The organism is Kitasatospora sp. NPDC056731, from assembly GCF_040687675.1.
In the GTDB taxonomy this organism is placed as follows: Bacteria; Actinomycetota; Actinomycetes; order Streptomycetales; family Streptomycetaceae; genus Kitasatospora.
Genome location: NZ_JBFBNR010000011.1, coordinates 112765 through 130798, shown reverse-complemented (window position 1 = coordinate 130798; position 18034 = coordinate 112765). Strand labels below are relative to the sequence as shown.

At 72.5% G+C, this 18034-nt stretch carries 14 protein-coding genes; 7 read left to right on the top strand and 7 right to left on the bottom strand.

What is annotated here, in order from left to right:
- Window positions 1–12: 12 nt before the first annotated feature.
- The 3 genes from AB0R04_RS14000 to AB0R04_RS13990 form a co-directional block, all read right to left on the bottom strand.
- Window positions 13–936, bottom strand: a complete 924-nt coding sequence (locus AB0R04_RS14000; RefSeq protein WP_363370898.1) for a serine/threonine dehydratase — start codon at window positions 934–936, stop codon at window positions 13–15.
- Window positions 937–1073: 137 nt separating this feature from the next.
- Window positions 1074–1400 carry a hypothetical protein gene (locus AB0R04_RS13995; protein ID WP_063350300.1) on the bottom strand — a complete coding sequence of 109 codons (327 nt, stop codon included), beginning with the start codon at window positions 1398–1400 and terminating at the stop codon, window positions 1074–1076.
- Window positions 1397–1702, bottom strand: a complete 306-nt coding sequence (locus AB0R04_RS13990) for an SAV_915 family protein (protein ID WP_063350301.1) — start codon at window positions 1700–1702, stop codon at window positions 1397–1399. The genes AB0R04_RS13995 and AB0R04_RS13990 overlap by 4 nt, the downstream gene beginning before the upstream one ends.
- 236 nt (window positions 1703–1938) lie before the next feature.
- Here AB0R04_RS13990 and AB0R04_RS13985 point away from each other — a divergent pair, with 236 nt between their 5' ends.
- From AB0R04_RS13985 to AB0R04_RS13970, 4 genes are all read left to right on the top strand, one after another.
- Window positions 1939–2373, top strand: coding sequence for a helix-turn-helix domain-containing protein (locus tag AB0R04_RS13985; RefSeq protein ID WP_363370893.1), 435 nt, complete (start codon window positions 1939–1941; stop codon window positions 2371–2373).
- 123 nt (window positions 2374–2496) lie between these two features.
- Entirely contained in the window at window positions 2497–2832 is a 336-nt protein-coding gene (locus AB0R04_RS13980) for a DUF4180 domain-containing protein (protein WP_363371076.1), read from the top strand.
- Between the two features lie 165 nt (window positions 2833–2997).
- On the top strand, window positions 2998–5220 hold the full coding sequence (locus tag AB0R04_RS13975) for an NADP-dependent isocitrate dehydrogenase (protein ID WP_363370890.1): 2223 nt from the start codon (window positions 2998–3000) through the stop codon (window positions 5218–5220).
- 276 nt (window positions 5221–5496) lie between these two features.
- The gene (locus tag AB0R04_RS13970; protein ID WP_363370887.1) at window positions 5497–6777 is read left to right on the top strand and encodes an RICIN domain-containing protein; all 1281 of its coding nucleotides are present in this window, start codon (window positions 5497–5499) and stop codon (window positions 6775–6777) included.
- Between the two features lie 19 nt (window positions 6778–6796).
- Here the strand turns inward: AB0R04_RS13970 and AB0R04_RS13965 are convergent, their stop codons facing one another.
- Window positions 6797–7429 carry a YdcF family protein gene (locus AB0R04_RS13965; RefSeq protein WP_363370884.1) on the bottom strand — a complete coding sequence of 211 codons (633 nt, stop codon included), beginning with the start codon at window positions 7427–7429 and terminating at the stop codon, window positions 6797–6799.
- Between the two features lie 85 nt (window positions 7430–7514).
- Window positions 7515–8537 (bottom strand): cytochrome c oxidase assembly protein, encoded by a 1023-nt coding sequence (locus AB0R04_RS13960; protein ID WP_363370881.1) that lies wholly within the window; start codon window positions 8535–8537, stop codon window positions 7515–7517.
- 233 nt (window positions 8538–8770) lie between these two features.
- On the opposite strand from AB0R04_RS13960, the gene AB0R04_RS13955 reads away from it, so the two are divergent.
- On the top strand, window positions 8771–9745 hold the full coding sequence (locus tag AB0R04_RS13955; RefSeq protein ID WP_363370878.1) for an NAD-dependent epimerase/dehydratase family protein: 975 nt from the start codon (window positions 8771–8773) through the stop codon (window positions 9743–9745).
- Between the two features lie 83 nt (window positions 9746–9828).
- Here the strand turns inward: AB0R04_RS13955 and AB0R04_RS13950 are convergent, their stop codons facing one another.
- Window positions 9829–11940 (bottom strand): phosphocholine-specific phospholipase C, encoded by a 2112-nt coding sequence (locus AB0R04_RS13950; protein WP_363370875.1) that lies wholly within the window; start codon window positions 11938–11940, stop codon window positions 9829–9831.
- Window positions 11941–12141: 201 nt separating this feature from the next.
- Between AB0R04_RS13950 and AB0R04_RS13945 the strand changes: the two genes are divergently transcribed.
- A complete protein-coding gene (locus AB0R04_RS13945) occupies window positions 12142–14322 on the top strand; it encodes a hypothetical protein (protein ID WP_363370873.1) in 2181 nt (726 codons plus the stop codon).
- A 303-nt stretch (window positions 14323–14625) separates the two neighbouring features.
- Window positions 14626–16665: a transglycosylase domain-containing protein gene (locus tag AB0R04_RS13940; RefSeq protein WP_363370871.1), complete on the top strand. Its 2040-nt coding sequence runs from the start codon at window positions 14626–14628 to the stop codon at window positions 16663–16665.
- 78 nt (window positions 16666–16743) lie between these two features.
- Here the strand turns inward: AB0R04_RS13940 and AB0R04_RS13935 are convergent, their stop codons facing one another.
- Window positions 16744–17994, bottom strand: a complete 1251-nt coding sequence (locus tag AB0R04_RS13935; RefSeq protein WP_363371073.1) for a hypothetical protein — start codon at window positions 17992–17994, stop codon at window positions 16744–16746.
- Window positions 17995–18034 lie beyond the last annotated feature (40 nt).

Here is an 18034-nt window from a genome sequence, read left to right as displayed (position 1 = left end):
GGCGGCCGTCGGTCAGGGTGCGGCGAGGTCGGACGGGTCGGTGTTGGCGCCGCACAGGAGGACGGCGACCCGCTCGCCCTCCGCGTGGTCGAGGGCCGCGAGGGCGGTGGAGGCCGCGTACTCGACGGCGATGCGGTGGTCCTCCCAGAGCCGGCGGCGGGCGCGCACGATGGCCTCGTCGTCGACCAGGACGGACCGGACGCCCTCGTGGCGGGCGGCGTGGACGGCGAGGGCGGTGGCGCGGCGGGCGCCGAGGGCGTCCTGGGCCACGGAGGACACCGGGACGTCGACGGGGTGGCCGGCGGCGAGGGCGGCGTGCAGGGCCCGGCTGCCCTCCGGCTCCACCGCGACCACCCGGACGCCGTGCTCGCGGGCCGCGACGGCCACCCCGGCGAACAGCCCGCCGCCGCCGACCGACACCACCACCGTGTCCAGCCCGGGGACCCGGGCGCGGATCTCCTCCAGCACGGTGCCCGCCCCGGCGGCGATCAGCGGGTGGTCGTAGGCGTGCGAGGCCAGCGCCCCGCTGTCCGCCGCGAACTCCTCGCAGGCCGCCAGCGCCTCCGCGTACTCCCGGCCGACCAGCCGCACGTCGGCGCCGTACGAGCGCAGCCGCGCCAGCTTCACCGGGGAGGCCGTCTCGGGCAGGAACACCGTGGCGCGCACGCCGAGCTCGCGCGCCGCCCAGGCGCAGGCCAGCCCGGCGTTGCCGCCCGAGGCGATGGTGACCCCGGCCTCCGGGAGGGTGCCCGCCTCGGCGTGCGCGAGCAGGAAGTTCTGCGCGCCGCGGGCCTTGAAGCTGCCGGTGTGCTGAAGGAATTCCAGCGCCAGCCAGGTCCGCCCGTGGTCGTCCCCGGGGGCGACCGCGACCGGCCGCACCCTCCCGGCGATCCGCTCACCGGCGGCCTTGACCTCGTCGTACGTCAATCGGTCCATCGTGCCTGCTCCTCAAGCCGGGTGCGTCGCCTCTGGGCTTGACGGTACGTCGCGGGCGCGGGACGAGGAAAGGATCACGGTCGGGCGGCACCGGGGCGGGGCCCTGCTGCCGCCCGACCGGGGCGCGGGGACAGGGCTCAGGGAACCGGGCGGAGGGTGACCGGTCTGGGGGTGAGGGCGCGCAGCACCAGGTCGATCCGGATCCTGGCGGCCCCGGCGCGCTGGAGGGCGGCGGCGACCGCCCGCAGTTCCTCGGGGCCGGTGCAGGCGAGGCGGAGTTCCAGGTCGGCGTCGCCGGCGAGGGAGAGTCCGCCCTGGACGGCCGGGTGCTCGGCCGCCAGCCGGTCGAAGTCGAGCGGGACCGGCCCGTAGCTGACCCGGGCGAGCGCGTGCAGCGCCCGGGCCGGCTCGGGTGGTTCCGGTTCGGGGTCAGGGTCCTCGGGGACCAGTTGGAGGGCGGTCACCGGTGCTGGAGCTGTGCGGTCGGGGCGGGGGCGAGCGGGGTGGCGGGTGCGGTGACGGGCGGGGCGACCAGGCGCGGGTCGAGGACGAGGGTGTCGATGCCGAGGGGGGCGGTGAGCGCGCGCAGGGCGGGTTCACCGAATTCGGTGAAGGCCTGGTCCGGCCCGAAGAGGGCGGCGAGCGACTCGGGGCTGGAGAAGCCGACGGCGCAGCGGCGGCCGTCGCGCAGGCGGAAGAGGCGGAGGGCGGTGGTGGTGCCGGTACTGGAGACGGTGACCGGAACGTGCCAGACGACGCGGGCCATGCGAGTGCTCCCGGGTGGGGTGGTGGTGCCTGCCGGAACTGCTGCTTCGACGCTAGGCCGGGTTCCGCCGGGCGTCGCCGGTCCTGACGCGGCGTTGACCGAATGAGGTGGTGCGTTGACGCAGCCCTGACGGTCGGTTCACCCGAGTGGACTAAACCACTCCCTATTATTACGTAAACATCTCTATCGGATGGTATGTTTCCTGCGGATGGGGACGTTCGAGAGGATGGTCGCAGGTGGCGCAGTACTACTCGGTGGAACAGGTGGCCGAACTGCTCGGCCTGCACGTGCGCACCGTCCGCGGCTACATCCGCGACGGTCGGCTCGCCGCGACCAGGATCGGCAAGCAGTACCGGATCGCCCGTGCGGACCTGGAGGCCTTCACCGGCGCCCCGGCCGCCCCGCCCGCGCCCGTGCCCGGTGCCGGCCCGCGGCGCGCCGAGGTGTCCGCCGTCGTCCGGATCGAGAACGTCGACCGGGCCGCCGCCGACCGGCTGTCCACCGCCGTGCTGGCCGCGATCGCCGGCCCGCGCGAGGGCGGCTGGCCGCTGCACGTCGAGACCGTCCACGACGAGGAGCGGGAGACCCTGCGGCTCGTCGTCCTCGGCGATCCGGCCGACACCGCCGCGCTGCTCGGCATCGTCCACACGATGACCTCGTCCATGCACTGAGACCTCGTCCAGGCGCCGGCGCCGGCCGCGCCGGATGGCGTCGGTCACACCGGATCCGCATCGGGATCCGCATCGAACCCACATCGACCAGGGAGAACGGCAATGTCCGAGCAGTACGGCACGATGGTCCTGCGGCTGCCCGCCGAGGGCGCGCCGATCCGCGAGGAGCAGGACGCCATGGACGTGATCGGCGACGCGTTCGGCCGCGGCGCCTCCTGGGTGGTCGTCCCCGTCGCCCGGCTGCACCCGGACTTCTTCACGCTGCGCACCCGGGTCGCCGGCGGCATCGTGCAGAAATTCGTCAACTACCGCGTCGGCCTGGTGGTCCTCGGCGACATCGCCGCCCACGTCGCGGCGAGCGACCCGCTGCGCGACTTCGTCCGGGAGAGCAACCGCGGCCGACAGCTCTGGTTCCTCGCCGACGAGACGGAGCTGGCGGCCCGGTTCACCGAGGTCTGAGCGCTCTCCGCTTGCCCCGCACTCGCCCCGGGACCACGGTGGAGCTGACCGTCGGCGCGCCCTCGGGGCACCCGGCGCGCGCTCCGGGGCGGGGGGAGGTGGAGCTAGGGGGCCGTGACGAGATATCTTGACGTCAAGACGTTGGAGACGTGAAGCGGAGTACCGATGACTGACTCGACCATCATCTATACGCACACCGACGAGGCTCCGGCCCTGGCGACCTACTCGTTCCTGCCGGTTGTCCAGGCATACGCCTCGACGGCGGGTGTGCGCGTGGAGACCCGCGACATCTCCCTGGCCGGGCGGATCATCGCGAGCTTCCCGGAGCGTCTCGCCGAGGGCCAGCGGATCGAGGACGCCCTCGCCGAGCTGGGCGACCTCGCCAAGACCCCGGGCGCCAACATCATCAAGCTGCCGAACATCTCGGCGTCCATCCCGCAGCTGAAGGCCGCCGTCGCCGAGCTGCAGGCGCAGGGCTACGCGCTCCCGGACTACCCGGACGACCCGCAGACCGACGAGGACAAGGACGTCCGCGCCCGTTACGACAAGGTCAAGGGCAGCGCCGTCAACCCCGTCCTGCGCGAGGGCAACTCGGACCGCCGCGCCCCGGGCTCGGTGAAGAACTACGCCAAGACCCACCCGCACCGCATGGGTGCCTGGTCGGCCGACTCCGAGACCAACGTCGCCACCATGGGCGAGAACGACTTCCGCTCCACCGAGAAGTCCGCCGTGATCGCCGCCGACGGCGCGCTGCGCATCGAGCTGGTCGCCGAGGACGGCAGCGCCACCGTGCTGCGCGAGCGCGTCCCGGTGCTGGCCGGCGAGGTCGTCGACGCCTCGGTGATGCGCGTCGCCGCCCTGCGCGAGTTCCTGACCGCCCAGGTCGAGCGCGCCAAGGCCGAGGGCGTGCTGTTCTCGGTCCACCTCAAGGCCACCATGATGAAGGTCTCCGACCCGATCATCTTCGGCCACGTGGTCCGCGCCTTCTTCCCGAAGACCTTCGCCAAGTACGGCGAGGTGCTGGTCGCCGCCGGTCTGGACCCGAACAACGGCCTCGGCGGCATCCTCAACGGCCTGGACGGCGTGCCGCACCTGGGCGCGGAGATCAAGGCCTCGTTCGAGGCCGAGCTCGCCGAGGGCCCGGCCCTGGCGATGGTCGACTCGGACAAGGGCATCACCAACCTGCACGTCCCGAGCGACGTCATCGTCGACGCCTCGATGCCGGCCATGATCCGCACCTCCGGCCACATGTGGGGCCCGGACGGCCAGGAGGCCGACACCCTCGCCGTGCTGCCCGACAGCAGCTACTCCGGCGTGTACCAGGCCGTCATCGACGACTGCCGCGCCCACGGCGCCCTGGACCCGGCCACCATCGGCTCCGTCCCGAACGTCGGTCTGATGGCCCAGAAGGCCGAGGAGTACGGCAGCCACGACAAGACCTTCGAGATCGCCGCGGCCGGCACCGTCCGCCTCGTCGACGCCGAGGGCAACGTGGTGCTGGAGCAGGCCGTCCAGCCGGGCGACATCTTCCGCGCCTGCCAGACCAAGGACCTGCCGATCCAGGACTGGGTCAAGCTGGCCGTCACCCGCGCCCGCGCCACCGGCGACCCGGCGGTGTTCTGGCTGGACGAGAACCGCGCCCACGACGCCGTCCTGATCGAGAAGGTCAAGAAGTACCTGCCGGAGCACGACACCACCGGCCTGCAGATCGAGATCAAGTCCCCGGTCGAGGCCACCACGTTCTCGCTGGAGCGCATCCGCCGCGGCGAGGACACCATCTCGGTGACCGGCAACGTGCTGCGCGACTACCTGACCGACCTGTTCCCGATCCTGGAACTGGGCACCAGCGCCAAGATGCTGTCGGTCGTCCCGCTGATGGCGGGCGGCGGCCTGTTCGAGACCGGCGCCGGCGGCTCCGCCCCGAAGCACGTCCAGCAGCTGGTCAAGGAGAACTACCTGCGCTGGGACAGCCTGGGCGAGTTCTTCGCCCTGGCCGCCAGCTTCGAGCACCTGGCCACCAGCACCGACAACGCCCGCGCCCAGGTGCTGGCCGACACCCTGGACCGCGCCACCGGCACCTTCCTCAACGAGGACAAGTCGCCGAGCCGCCGCCTCGGCGGCATCGACAACCGCGGCAGCCACTTCTACCTGGCCCTGTACTGGGCCCAGGAGCTGGCCCAGCAGGCCGCCGACGCCGAGCTGGCCCAGGCGTTCGAGGGCCTGGCCAAGGCGCTCGGCGAGCAGGAGACGACCATCGTCGAAGAGCTGATCGCCGTGCAGGGCTCGCCGGTCGACCTCGGCGGCTACTACCAGCCGGACCCGGCCAAGGCCGCGGCGGTGATGCGCCCGTCCAAGACCTTCAACGAGGTGCTCGCCAACCTCGCCTGATCCCAGGGGAGTCGAAGCACCGGGAGGCTCCCGGGTCCGGTACTGGACCCGGGAGCCTCCCGGCTTTCCGGGCGTCCTCCGCGGCGCTGCGGCCGCTGCGGTCGCTGCGGGGCCAGGACCTGGGTGGCCGGCGCGGAGGAAGATCATCAACGGTTCGTCAGGGAGCCGTCAAGATCACGGGTGGTGCCGGTGAGCGGCCCTAGCATCCGGAGGACCGTTCTCCGCTGCGGATCCGCAGACGGACGCCACCTCGCCGAATGATCGGGGCACTTCAGCATGCGCGCTTCCTCCCGCCGGACGACCAGGGCCACCCAACGGGCCGTCGCCGGCGCCCTGTTGGCGGCCCTGGCCTCGACCGGCCTGATGGCCGTGCCGCAGCAGGCCTCGGCGGCGACCGACTGTCCGGGCATCGAGCCGGGCGTCGGCGGGCCCGCCAACATCGGCAACGGCAACTGCTACAGCGCGCTGATCAGTTCCATCGGCGCCATGATCGGGGGCTTCCGCAGCGCGGCCCTCACCGCGCAGGCCGACAACGCGGCGTTCACCCAGGGGATGGCTGGCCAACTGAGCGCCGCCGCACCGGGGTTCAACGTGATGGTGTTCAAGTACGACGGCACCGACCTGTACGACACCCTCTGGTTCCGCAACGTCTACGAGGCGGACATGCGCGGGGTGCTGATCGACCAGACCGTCAAGCTGGAGCACCACGACAGCGAGGGCGGCCCGACCGGCTACGACGACTTCCGGATCTGGGTCTTCGCGGGCGAGTCGACCTTCACCAACAAGGGCGACGGCGGCTACGGGAACTGGGCCTTCGTCGGCAGCGACTCGGACCGGACCGTGACCACCTCCCGGTCCTGCGTGCTGATCCGCTGCTACGACAGCAAGCGGATCATCCACTTCCCGGCCCGCGAGATCCCGGCCGACATCGCGGGGACCCCCGGCACCCCGGGCGTCCCCGTCACCCCCGGCATCCCCGGCACGGTGCCGGGCGTCGGCACCGGTGGGACCGCCACCCCGGGTGTTCCGGCCAAGCCCGGCACGGTGCCGGGCGTCAGCACGGGCGGGACCGCCACCCCGGGCGTCCCGGCCAAGCCCGGCACGGCGCCGGGCGTCGGCACCGGCGGTACCGCCACTCCCGGCGTGCCCGCGCACCAGGGCGGCGGCGGTGACGCCGTGACCGGGCTGTTGTACCCGAAGGTGAAGACCGGCCGGGGCCCGGTGGCCACCGGGGCTGCCTCCGGCCCCTCGATCCTCGCCGGCACCAGTGGCCCCAAGAACACCGGCTGGCAGTTCACCGCACTGGGCAACGGCCGCTACAAGATCACCAGCGCCGTGTCCGGCCTCGCGCTGACCGAGAACACCAAGGGCTACGTCGCCGACGCCAAGCCGTGGACCGGCGCCGACGAGCAGAAGTGGCAGCTCGTCGCGCAGGGCGACGGCCAGTACCGGATCCGGATCACCGACCAGGACTGCCTGACCTACGACGAGGACGCCAAGGCCCTGGGCGTCTGGACCTGCGACAGCGGCTGGAACCAGCAGTGGAGGCTCCAGTAGCAGCCGCCGGGCCCGGGACCTAGCCGAGGAGGGCCCCGGTGCCCGTGAGCAGCAGGAGGGCGGCGGCGTTGGCGCGCGGGTAGGCGAGTGCCGTGCCGACCGCCTCCCGCAGCAGTGCGTACGGGCCGTGGGCGAGCAGTCCGTCCGCGCCGACCACCCGGCCGGGGGCGCCGGCCCGGCGGGCGGCGAGTGCGGTGCGGGCGGTGTGGAAGCCGCTGGTGACGACCGTGCACCGGTAGCCGGGCCGTTCGGCGGCCATCAGCGCCGCGCTGAAACGCAGGTTCTCGACGGTGTTCACGGCCCGTTCCTCGCGCCGGATCCGGTCGGCCGGGACGCCCCTGGCGGTCAGGTAGCGGGCCATCGCGGCGGCCTCGGTGCACTCCTCGTGCGGGCCCTTCCCGCCGGTGACCAGGAGCAGCGGCGCGTGCCCGGCGGCCTCCTCGGCGGCGAAACGTTCCAGCGCGGCGTCCAGCCGGGCCGCCAGCGGCGGGGCGGGTTCGCAGCCGTCCAGGGCGGCGCCGAGGACGACCAGGTAGTCCGCCCCGACGGGGGCGGGGCGGCGCCCCTGCCGCAGCGCGCAGCCGAGGAAGCCGAGCAGCCAGAGCAGGACGTACCCGCCGAGCAGGACGGCGACGATCAGCAGAGCGTGCATACCGTCCGAACGTATACGGCGGAACCCCCGTTCCACTGGGCGGTTTCCAGGGGACGGGGGTTCCGTGGTGCAGGCGGCGGCGGGCTCAGCCGACGTCGGCCGCCGGGGTGACGGGGGTGACAGCGGCGGCGGGGGAGGCCGGGGCGGCGGGGGCCGCCGGGCCCGGGCCGCGCTTGTGCAGCGAGGCCAGATAGGCGTTGTACGCCTCCAGCTCGGCGTCGCCGCTGCGCTCCTCGGCGCGGTCGCTGCGGCGGGCCTGCCGTTGTTCGGAGCGCATCCACTGGTACACCAGCGCGATCAGCACGATCGCGGTCGGGATCTCGCCGAACGCCCAGGTGATGCCGCCGGCCAGCTTCTGGTCCTCCAGGAGGTCGGTGCCCGGCGGCGAGCCCTCCACCGTGAAGGTGGTGACCAGCGGGTGGCTGGCCATCATCACGGCCACGCCGAAGAAGGCGTGGAACGGCATGCCCATGAACAGCTCGATGATCCGCATCACATGGCCGGGGCGGTGCGGGCCCGGGTCCACGCCCATGATCGGCCAGAAGAAGGCCAGACCGGTGAGGAGGAAGTGCACCATCATGAAGATGTGCCCGGCGCGGTACTGCATCAGGAAGTCGAACAGCGGGGTGAAGTAGACCCCGTACAGGCTCGCGATGAACATCGGGATGGTGAAGGCCGGGTGCGAGATCACCCGGACGTAGCGGCTGTGCAGCAGCGCCACCAGCAGCTCGCGCGGCCCGCGCGGGCGGCCCCGGCCGGCCGGCCGCAGCGCGCGCAGCGCCAGCGTGATCGGGGCGCCCAGCAGCAGCAGGATCGGCGTCAGCATGGACAGCACCATGTGCTGGATCATGTGCGCGCTGAACAGCACCATGCCGTAGTCGTTCAGCCCGGTGCAGGTGACCAGGATCAGGCTGCCGACACCGGCCGCCCAGCCGACCATCCGGCCGACCGGCCAGCGGTCGCCGCGCCGGTGGAGCCGGACCACGCCCGCCGCGTACAGCGCGAGGGCGGCCAGGCCGCCCAGCAGGAACACCCAGTCGGGGGACCAGGTCCAGACGTTGGACAAGGTGAACGGGCCTAGCTGGGTCATCCCGCCGTGGTGGTGCATGCCTGACATTCCGTCGCCCATCGGGGGGCCCTGCTTTCCGTCCTGGTGGCCCCTGGAGGGGGTCCGGTTCGCCCGTTTTGCTTGGCCTACAGCCTAGGTGGGCCTTACCTCGGGCCGTGCCCCGCCCCCTCCGTACGGGTGGCCGCCGGGCGGGTGGCGGCTGGATAGACTGACCGGCCGGTCGACGGCGACACGCCGAGACGGCGACACGGTGGGACGGCGAGGGGGGCGGCATGGCGGCGGGACGGCGACACCCGGAGCGCACCACGGTCGCGCTGACCGGGGCGACCGGCTTCATAGGCTCCGCGGTGCTGGCCGCCTTGACCGCCCGCGGCGCGATGGTGCGCGCGCTGGCCCGCGACGTGCCGGACGGGCGCGGCCCGGCCGTCTGGGTGCCGGGCGACCTCGCCGACGGGGCGGCGCTGGCCGCGCTCTGCGAGGGTGCCGACGTCCTGCTCCACCTGGCCTCCCGGGTCTCCGGGGGCGCCGAGGAGTGCGCGGCGGTGAACGTGCGCGGCACCGAGGCGGTGACGGCCGCCGCGACCCGGGCCGGGGTGCGCCGGATCGTCCACCTGTCGACGACCGCGGTGTACGGCGAGGGGCCGCACTCCGGCATCGGGGTCGACGAGGTGCCGGCCGCCCCGGTCTCCGAGGCCAGCCGGACCAGGCTGCTCGGCGAACGCGTCGCGCTGGCGGCCGGCGCCGTCGTGCTGCGGCCCGGCCTGGTGACCGGGACGGGCGACCGCTGGGTGGTGCCCGCGCTGGCCGAACTGGTCCGCCGGGTGCCGGTGCCCTGGGCGGGCGGGAACGCCAGGCTCTCCGTGGTGGACCGCGCCGACCTGGCCCGGCTGATCGCCGCGCTCGCCCTGGACGACCACGCCGTCCCGCCCGGCGTCCAGCACGCGAGCCATCCCGACCCGGTCCGGGCCGGTGACCTGCTCGCCGCCCTGGCCGGCCTCGGCCTGCTGCCCGCCCTGCCCGGCGCGGACGGCCCGGGCGCCTCGTGGGACGAATGCCGGCGTCTGCTCGCCGCCACCCCGGGCCGCGTCTCCGAGCGGCAGTTCTCCCTGATCGCCCGCGACCACTGGTACCGGGGGGACGACGTCTGGCGCCTCGCCGCCTGCCCGCCCGGCCCCGGCCCCCTCGCCCGGCTGCCCGCCGCCGCCCCCTGGTACCGCCAGGCGCTGGGGCTCGCCGCACCGGCGTAGGACGAAACGCCGGTGCGGCGAGCCGGTTCAGGCGCTGCGTCGTCGGTCGGGCGCTGTGCCGACGGTCAGAGCCGCGCCGTCGGTCAGCTGGTGCCGGGGTCGCTGGTGCCGGGGCGGCCGTTCTCCAGGTGGCCGGCCCAGCGGCGGCGGAAGGTCGGGCCGTCGGTGGCGGCGACGGTGATGTCGTACCAGCGGCTGTCGGGGCGTATGTCGAAGGTGAACTGGGCCGAGGCGCCGCGCCGGATGCTGCGGCTCTGCTGCGAGCCCTTGGCGTAGGCGTTGGCGACGGTCACCGTCCGGGCGGCCGGCCCGTTGTTGGTGATCTTGACGCGCACCTTGGACTTCTGCGGGTCGAACAGCGCGACCAGCTCGGTCCGGGCGCTGCCCTCGAACTCGTACACCGACCCGTTCGGGCCGTGGGCGGCGAGGTGGTAGTCGCCGGAGGCGGAGTGCGGCCAGAAGTCGCCGAGGGTGTCGCCGCCCGAGATGGTGTACCGGCGGGGGGCGGCCTTCGGCGCGGTCCGGTCGTAGATGTAGAGCCAGGCGCCCGCTTCGCCCCGGTTCTCCAGATCCAGCTGGAACCGCCCGGGGGTGTCCGTCTCCTCCTCGTTGACCACCAGGTCGTACGGGAGGGCACGGGCCGGCCGGACACCGGGCTCCTGGGTGGGCATCCGCTGGGGCAGCGGCACCTGGTACGGCTTGCCCTGCGAGGCGATCGGCGCGGGCACCGGGATCGAGACCGGCCGCGGGTCGGCGCCGGAGAAGTCGAGCGCCGAGGTGAGGTCGCCGCAGACCGACCGGCGCCAGGCGCTGATGTTGGGCTCCTCGATGCCGAACCGGGCCTCCAGGAACCGCAGGACGGAGGTGTGGTCGAAGGTCTCCGAACAGACCCAGCCGCCGCGCGACCACGGGGAGATGACCAGCATCGGCACGCGCGGGCCGAGGCCGATCGGCTGGAGGCCGCCCGGGTCGGCGCCGGGGACCAGCGGGCCCATCTCGCCCGGGTGCTTGCCGAGGTCGAGCAGTTCGTCGCGCAGGCTCGCCCTCAGGTCGGCGGAGACGATGCCCTGGCCGCCCGGGCCGCTGACGACCGGCGGCATCGGCGGGACGACGTGGTCGAACAGGCCGTCGTTCTCGTCGTAGTTGATGAGGAAGACCGTCCTGCCCCAGACCTCGGGGTTGGAGGTGAGCGCGTCCAGCACGAGGTTGATGTAGTACGCGCCGTCGGTGGGCGTCGCGGACGGGTGCTCGCTGTACTTGTACGGCGGGACGATCCAGGAGACCTGCGGCAGCCGGCCCTGCTGGACGTCGGCGCGGAACTCCTTCAGCGTGTGGTCGGTGGCGCCCTTGTCCACCAGGGGGCCCGACGCGCCCTCGGCGACCTGGTACCGCTCGAAGAACATCAGCGAGTTGTCGGTGTAGTTGTCCGTGGGGGTGCCCGGCTCGCCGGAGCCGCCCTGGTACAGCTTCCAGCTGACGCCGGCCTTCTCCAGGCGCTCGGGGTAGGTGGTCCAGGTGTAGCCGTTGGTGTTGTTGCGCTCCTCCAGGCCGGGGCCGTTGGGCTTGCGGCCGTACACGTTGCGCGGGTCGCTGGTGCCGGTCCACAGGTAGATGCGGTTGGGCGCGGTGTCGGCGTGGACGGAGCAGAAGTACGAGTCGCAGAGGGTGAAGGCGTCGGCCAGGGCGAAGTGGTACGCCAGGTCCTGGCGCTTGAGGTGGCCCATCGTCATGACGTCCTGCTTCTGGTTCACCCACTGGTCGTGGCGCCCCTCGTTCCAGGCGAGGTGGCCGCTGCTCCAGCCGTGGTCGGTGCCGGCCTGGTACTCGGTGGTGTTCCTGGGGTCGATGTACCAGGGCAGCACCTCCTGCTCGGAGGCGGGCAGACCGCGGTCGTGGTAGCGGCCGGTCTTCACGGCGGCGGCGGGCTGGTGCCAGTTCGGCCGGCCGTCGGGCAGCAGCGTGGGGCGCGGGTCGTCGAACCCGCGCACGCCGCGCAGGGTGCCGAAGTAGTGGTCGAAGGAACGGTTCTCCTGCATCAGGACGACGACGTGTTCGACGTCCTCGATCGAGCGGGTCCGGCCGATCGCGGGCAGTGCCAGGGCCTTGCTGACCGCGGGCGGGAACGCGCCGAGGCCTGCGGCGGCTGCGGACGCGCCGCTCAGCTGGAGGAATCGGCGCCGGTCGATGGAGGCCACGTGGTGTCCTTCCTTCTCGGGGTACAGGGGGGTGCCAAGAAGGTTCGAACATAGGTGCCGCAGCCAGGCCGTACGAGGTCCCCCAGCGAACGCCGCATGAGTTTTCAGCCAATTCCTGTCTAGCCAACTTCCCCGGACCCACCGGCGGCGGGCCCGGAAACCCGCATGCGCCGCCCCGTACCGTTCTGCGAGCATGACCGCATGGTCCACCGTCTCGAACCCATCGTCGTCCGGCACACCCACCGCCTCCCCGCCCCCTCCCGGCCGGGCGTTCCGGCGGGGCAAGGCGCTGTCGTGGCGCGGCAGTTCGACGCCGCGCTGATGTCCGTGGGCTTCAAGCTCTCGGCGGACCTGCTGGAGTACCTGTCGGGACTGCCCGAGGCGACGGTCGTCGACACCGCCGCCCGCACCCTGGGCACCGTCCGCGAGTCGGTGGGCGACCACGTCGGGCACAACGCCTACTTCATCGACTTCCCGCTCAACGTGCCGGACACCTTCGAGTTCTGGACGCACTGCATCGCCGGGGCGCTCGCCGACGACGCGTCGCGAGGCAGTGTGCTCGCCCAACTGCGCACCGGTGTGGTCGACCTGCTGACCCTCCCGTCCTACGGCCGCTACCAGCACAGCTACGCCGAACTGCTCGCCGCCCACGACGAGCTGATCGCAGCTGCGGGCGACCGCATGACGGTCCTGCACCTGGGCGGCGCCCTGGAGGAGGAGGTGACGGCCCTCTACCTGGCCCTGGCCGGCAGCACCACGCCGCTGGGCGAGGAGGGCCTGCGCGACCTCGGCGTGCTCGCCGGGAACTGCGTCGCCGGTCCGCAGCCAGAGGCGATCCCGGTCCGGGAGAACCGCGCCGTCGTCAACCTCGCCCGCCTCCAGGCCGGCGCCGACCTCCTCCTGGACACCGTCACCGACGTGCTCCGGCTGGCCTGCGCACTGTCCGACGGCGACGTGACCCTGGCGGAACCGACCCGGTTCCGGGCGCTGTCCCGACCGGCCCGCCGCGCCCTGCTGGCCGGCCTCGACGCCGTGGTGGGCGCCAACCCCGCCAAGCTCGCCGACGTCAGCGGGCACCGCGAGGCGTTCAAGCGCCTCGGTGAGCGCCTTCACCCGCACGAGTACCCGCGCTGGCCGCGCGCCGCCGAGGTGTTCGCCGTGGCCCGGGGCGAGGTGGCGGCCCGCTCCCTCACCAGCCGCGTCGAGGAACTCCTCGGCGCCGGCGACGTCACCGGTGCGGTACGGCTGCTGGCCGCCGCCCCGGGCATGCTGTTCCGCTCCCTGGACCGTCTGCTGCGTGCGGGCCGCACCCCGGAGGAACGCGACACCGTCGTGGCCGCCGTCGAGCAGGCCGCCCCGCAGGTCTCCGGCCGGGTCCTGCTGTCGGTCCGCGAACACCTCCACAACCGCACCGGGGAAGCGGACGGGCGCCGCCTCTTCGTCAACCGCCTCGGCCGCGCCTGGGTCACCACCGACACCCGACCGCCCCTGCCGGCACCCGAACGCGACCGCCTACTCGCCGCACTGGACGCCGAGACGAGCCGCCGCCTCCCCGACCCCGGGCACCTGCTGATCGACCCCGACGTACTCGACGTCGCACTCCCGCTCAGCGGCAAGGCCACCACCGCCGGACTCGGCGTGCTGCCCCGCGGTTCCCTCACCCCGGTCGACGGCGAACTGCTGCGCTTCTTCGTCTACTGGAAGCAGACCGGTCACAGCACCGACTTCGACCTGTCCGCCCTGATGCTCGACGACTCCTACGAGACGCTCGGCTGGCTCTCCTACACCTCGCTCAGCCAGGTCGAGGGCGAGCACTCCGGAGACGTCACCGACGCCCCCGACGGCGGCTCCGAGTTCATCAACCTGCGCCTGGGCGCCGTACGCGGCAGCGCCATCGTCCCGCAGGTCAACATCTTCTCCGGTGAGGGCTTCGAGGAGGTCGAGGAGTCCTTCTTCGGCTTCATGCTGCGCGACGCCGAACAGCAGGGCCGCCCCTTCGAACCGCGCACCGTCCGGATGAAGTCGGACCTGCGCGGCCCGGGCAGGGTCGCCCTGCCGCTGGCCTTCCTGCGTGGGGACGACGGCCGCTGGCACGCCAAGTGGCTGCACCTGTACCTGAGGGGCAACCCGAACGCCAACCGGGTCGAGGGGAACCGGATGTCGGTCGCCACGCTGCTGCGGGGCATCGTCGGGCGTGACCACCTGACGGTCCGCCATCTGACCGAGCTGATGGGCGAGCGCGCCACCGCCACCACGCTGTGGGACGGCACGTCGCTCCCGGCCGGCCCGGTCACGTACATCGGTCTGGAACGCCCGGAGGGCCTGCACCCGGACTCCGTCGTCATCACCCCGGAAAACCTGCGTGACCTGATCCCCGCCTGACTGCTAGCGTTGGCCCCGGCGAGGCCATGAACGGGCTTCCTTCTCACACCACCTGACATAGCCCGTTCGCTTTCCTCGCCCTCGACCACCCGCCGGGGTGCCACAAGGCACCCCGGCGTCGTCGTTTCCCCGTGGTCCACCTCCTCGGCCGGCGTTGTTCCGCCCCAGGCCGGGTGGGTCCGTGCCGTCCCGTCGGTCCGCTCGGTATGACCGTGATCACATCAATTCCGTTGTGCCGTGGTCCGGCCCCCATCGCGTCTGAGTTCGGGGGTCTGTGCCCACGAGCGAATCGGAGACCGGACTGTGCGTGCTGACCGAGGTGGCGGGGCGGAGAAGGAGAAGCCCGGAGGGGAGGCCGGAGGGGAGGAGCCCGGAGGGCGGCGGTGGATCGACTACCCGCGCAGAGGGCGGCGTGGAGTCCGCCGCTGGCTCCCGTCCTGGCGGCAGCTGCTCCTGGTGGCGGGGGCCGGGGCCGCGGTGCTGACGGGGTGGCTGACCTGGTTCTACGTCACCACCCACGTCCCGGAGGACCTGAACGCCTTCGCCACCCAGCAGAACAACGTGTACTTCTGGGCGGACGGCACCGAGATGGCACGGATCGGCGAGACCAACCGGCAGGAGGTGCCGCTCGACCAGGTACCGGAGTCGGTGCAGTGGGCCGTACTGGCGGCTGAGAACGAGACCTTCTACTCGGACCCGGGGATCTCCTTCACGGGCATCGGCCGCGCGGTCTACCAGATGGTCTCGGGCGGTGAGACCCAGGGCGGCTCGACCATCACCCAGCAGTACGTCAAGAACAACTACCTGAACCAGCGTCAGGACTTCTCGCGCAAGCTCAGCGAGATCGTCATCGCGATCAAGCTGGACCGGCGGATGGGCAAACCGGACATCCTGGCCGGCTATCTGAACACCAGTTGGTTCGGGCGCGGCAGCTACGGCATCGAACGGGCCGCGGCGGCGTACTACGGCAAGGACGTCTCGCAGCTCAACCCGAGCGAAGGGGCCTTCCTCGCCGCCCTGCTGAAGGGGGCCGGGCAGTTCGATCCGGGGATCAGCGCGAACAACCACCGGCGGGCCGAGGACCGGTGGTCCTGGATCCTGGACCGGATGGTGAAGGTCGGCAGGCTCTCCGCCGCCGAACGCGCCCGGTACACGGTGTTCCCCGAACCCAGGACCCAGCCGAAGGCGGCGGGGCTGAGCGGCCAGGTCGGGTACCTGGTGGACATGGCCAGGACCTACGTGGAGGGCCACAGCGACATCACACAGGCCCAGTTCGACCTCGGCGGCCACCAGATCTTCACCACCTTCGACAAGCCCAAGGTCAACGCGCTGGCCGCCGCGGTGCGGGACGCCACCAAGGGGATCGACCCCGACAGCCGCGAGACCGACCGGTTACTGAAGGTCGGTGCCGCCTCGGTGGCCCCGGACGGGAGGATCGTCGCGCTCTACGGCGGAACCGACTACCTGAAACAGGGCTTCGACAACGCCAACACCTCCACGGTGCCGGTCGGTTCGGCCTTCACCCCGCTGGTCTACGCCTCGGGCCTGAGCGAGGGCGTGCAGCGCAAGCGGGGCGGCAGCCGCACCCCGGTGGTGCCCGCCACCACCTACGACGGCGACGACGGCGTGAACGTGATGACCCCGGAGGGGCCGTACTGGGGGCGCAACGGGCGGATAGCGAAGACCGCCAACGACGGCAAGCGGAGCTGGGGGACGGTCACCCTGAGGAGCGCGGTGGAGCAGTCCGTCAACGGGCCGATGATGCAGCTCGCCATGGACGTCGGCCTGGACCGGGTGCAGAAGACCGCCGCCGACCTGGGCCTGCTCCCGGGCAGCATGGGGGAGTTGGTGCCGGCCTTCGGCGTCGGGAACTCCACACCGAGCGCGATCAGGACCGCCGACGCCTACGCCGCCTTCGCCGCCGGAGGCAGCCACACGGACCCGTACTCCGTCCTGCGGATCACCCGGAACGGCGAGCCGCTCGGGCTGCGCTTACCGACCGCCGTACAGGCGCTGACCCCGCAGGTCGCGGGGGAGGTGGACGCGGCGCTCAAGAGCGCGGTCCGCACCGGGAGCGCCAAGGCGGCGGCGGAGGCCGGGCCGGACCTGGCCGGGAAGCCGGGGACGACCCCGGACCGCACGGCGGGGTGGTTTGTCGGCTACGACGCGCGGATGTCCACGGCCGTCACGGTCTTCCGGGCGGACCTGAAGGACATGAAGCTGCTCTCACTGGAGGGGCTGGGCGGCGCCGCCCCGGACACCCCGGACTCCGCGCTGCCCACCCAGATCTGGACCTCGTACATGAAGGCGGCCGGTGGCCCGGGAGACGCGAGCGGCCGGTAGGGCCTGGGGCGCCGGTAGGGCCTGGGGCCGGGCGGCCGCGGGGCGTGGTGTCACGGCCCCGCGGTCGCCCGGGCCGGGTCACTTGACCAGGCGGGACCAGTCGGCCGGCTGCCCCGGGTCCAGTGCGCGCAACTGGTCGAGCACCTTGGGGTCCTGGGCGTCCAGCCAGTCGGCGACCTGGCGGAAGGACACGCAGCGGACGCCCTCCCGGGTGCAGACGCTCTTCATCACGTCCTCGATGGCCTGCATGTAGATGCCGCCGTTCCAGCTCTCGAAGTGGTTCCCGATGAAGAGCGGGGCCCGGCTGCCGTTGTAGACCCGTTCGAAGCCGTTGAGGTAGCCGTTCCGGGTCTCCTTCTCCCACGCGTCGTACTTCTTCGGATCGCCCTTGGTGGTGTCCCCGGACTGGTTGGCGAGGAAGTTGTAGTCCATCGAGAGGACCTGGGTCGATTTGCCCGGGTAGGGCAGCAGTTGGAGCGGGAAGTTCCAGATGCCGTCCTTCTTGCCGGGCCAGACCTGGAACTCACCCGGTGAGCTGGCGTCGTACCGGAAGCCGGCCGCCTTCTCGGCCGCGAGCAGGTTCTTCTGGCCCTGCAGGCAGGGGGCGCGGCCGCCGACCGCCTCCTTGGTGTAGTCGAAGGGCAGCGGCGGGAGGTTCTTGAAGCCGGTGTTGGTCTTCCAGTTGGTGACGAAGGAGATCGCCTGGTCGAGCTCGCTCTTCCACTCCTCGGTGCTCCAGTCGTCGCCGCCCTTGGATTCGCAGAAGTGCCCGTTGAAGTGGGTGCCGATCTCGTTCCCGTCCTGCCAGGCCAGGCGCAGTTGCTCCAGGGTGTCCTTGATGTGGGCGTCGGTGGCGAAGTCGATGGCGGAGGCGCCGGCGTCGTGTTGCGGCGGGTGGTAGAGCGTGCGTTTGGACTTGGGCAGGGTGTAGATGCCGCTGAGGAAGAACGTCATCTGGGCGTTGTTCTCCGTGCCCAACTTGCGGAAGCGCGAGAACTGTTCGTCGTCGCCCTCCAGTGCGCCGTCCCAGGAGAACACCACGAACTGCGGCGGCTTCTCACCGGGCTTCAGCTTCTCGGGCCGGGGTTGTCTGGGCTGCGGGCCGGTGTCGGAGGTGGAGCCGTCGCCGAGCACCTTGACCTGGCCGTCCCAGGTCGGCGTGGCGCTGGGGGTCGGGGTGGCACCGGGGCTGCTGGGGCTGTCGGAGGGTGTGCCGCTCGGGTCGGGTGTGCTCTCCGGAGCGGCGCCGGCGGTGGCCGGTCTGCCCTTCGAGTCGGGGCCTCCCGTGCCCAGGCCGAGGGCCACGACGACCCCCGTTGCCAGCAACACAGCCACGCCACGAGCAGGCCGCACCGTTCCTCCGCTTCTC

Excerpts from the sequence above, each read along its gene's own strand:
- AB0R04_RS14000 (WP_363370898.1), bottom strand. The coding sequence starts at position 936 with ATGGACCGATTGACGTACGACGAGGTCAAGGCCGCCGGTGAGCGGATC.
- AB0R04_RS13990 (WP_063350301.1), bottom strand. The coding sequence starts at position 1,702 with ATGGCCCGCGTCGTCTGGCACGTTCCGGTCACCGTCTCCAGTACCGGC.
- AB0R04_RS13980 (WP_363371076.1), top strand. The coding sequence starts at position 2,497 with ATGGTCCTGCGGCTGCCCGCCGAGGGCGCGCCGATCCGCGAGGAGCAG.
- AB0R04_RS13975 (WP_363370890.1), top strand. The coding sequence starts at position 2,998 with ATGACTGACTCGACCATCATCTATACGCACACCGACGAGGCTCCGGCC.
- AB0R04_RS13970 (WP_363370887.1), top strand. The coding sequence starts at position 5,497 with ATGCGCGCTTCCTCCCGCCGGACGACCAGGGCCACCCAACGGGCCGTC.
- AB0R04_RS13965 (WP_363370884.1), bottom strand. The coding sequence starts at position 7,429 with ATGCACGCTCTGCTGATCGTCGCCGTCCTGCTCGGCGGGTACGTCCTG.
- AB0R04_RS13960 (WP_363370881.1), bottom strand. The coding sequence starts at position 8,537 with ATGCACCACCACGGCGGGATGACCCAGCTAGGCCCGTTCACCTTGTCC.
- AB0R04_RS13955 (WP_363370878.1), top strand. The coding sequence starts at position 8,771 with ATGGCGGCGGGACGGCGACACCCGGAGCGCACCACGGTCGCGCTGACC.
- AB0R04_RS13945 (WP_363370873.1), top strand. The coding sequence starts at position 12,142 with ATGGTCCACCGTCTCGAACCCATCGTCGTCCGGCACACCCACCGCCTC.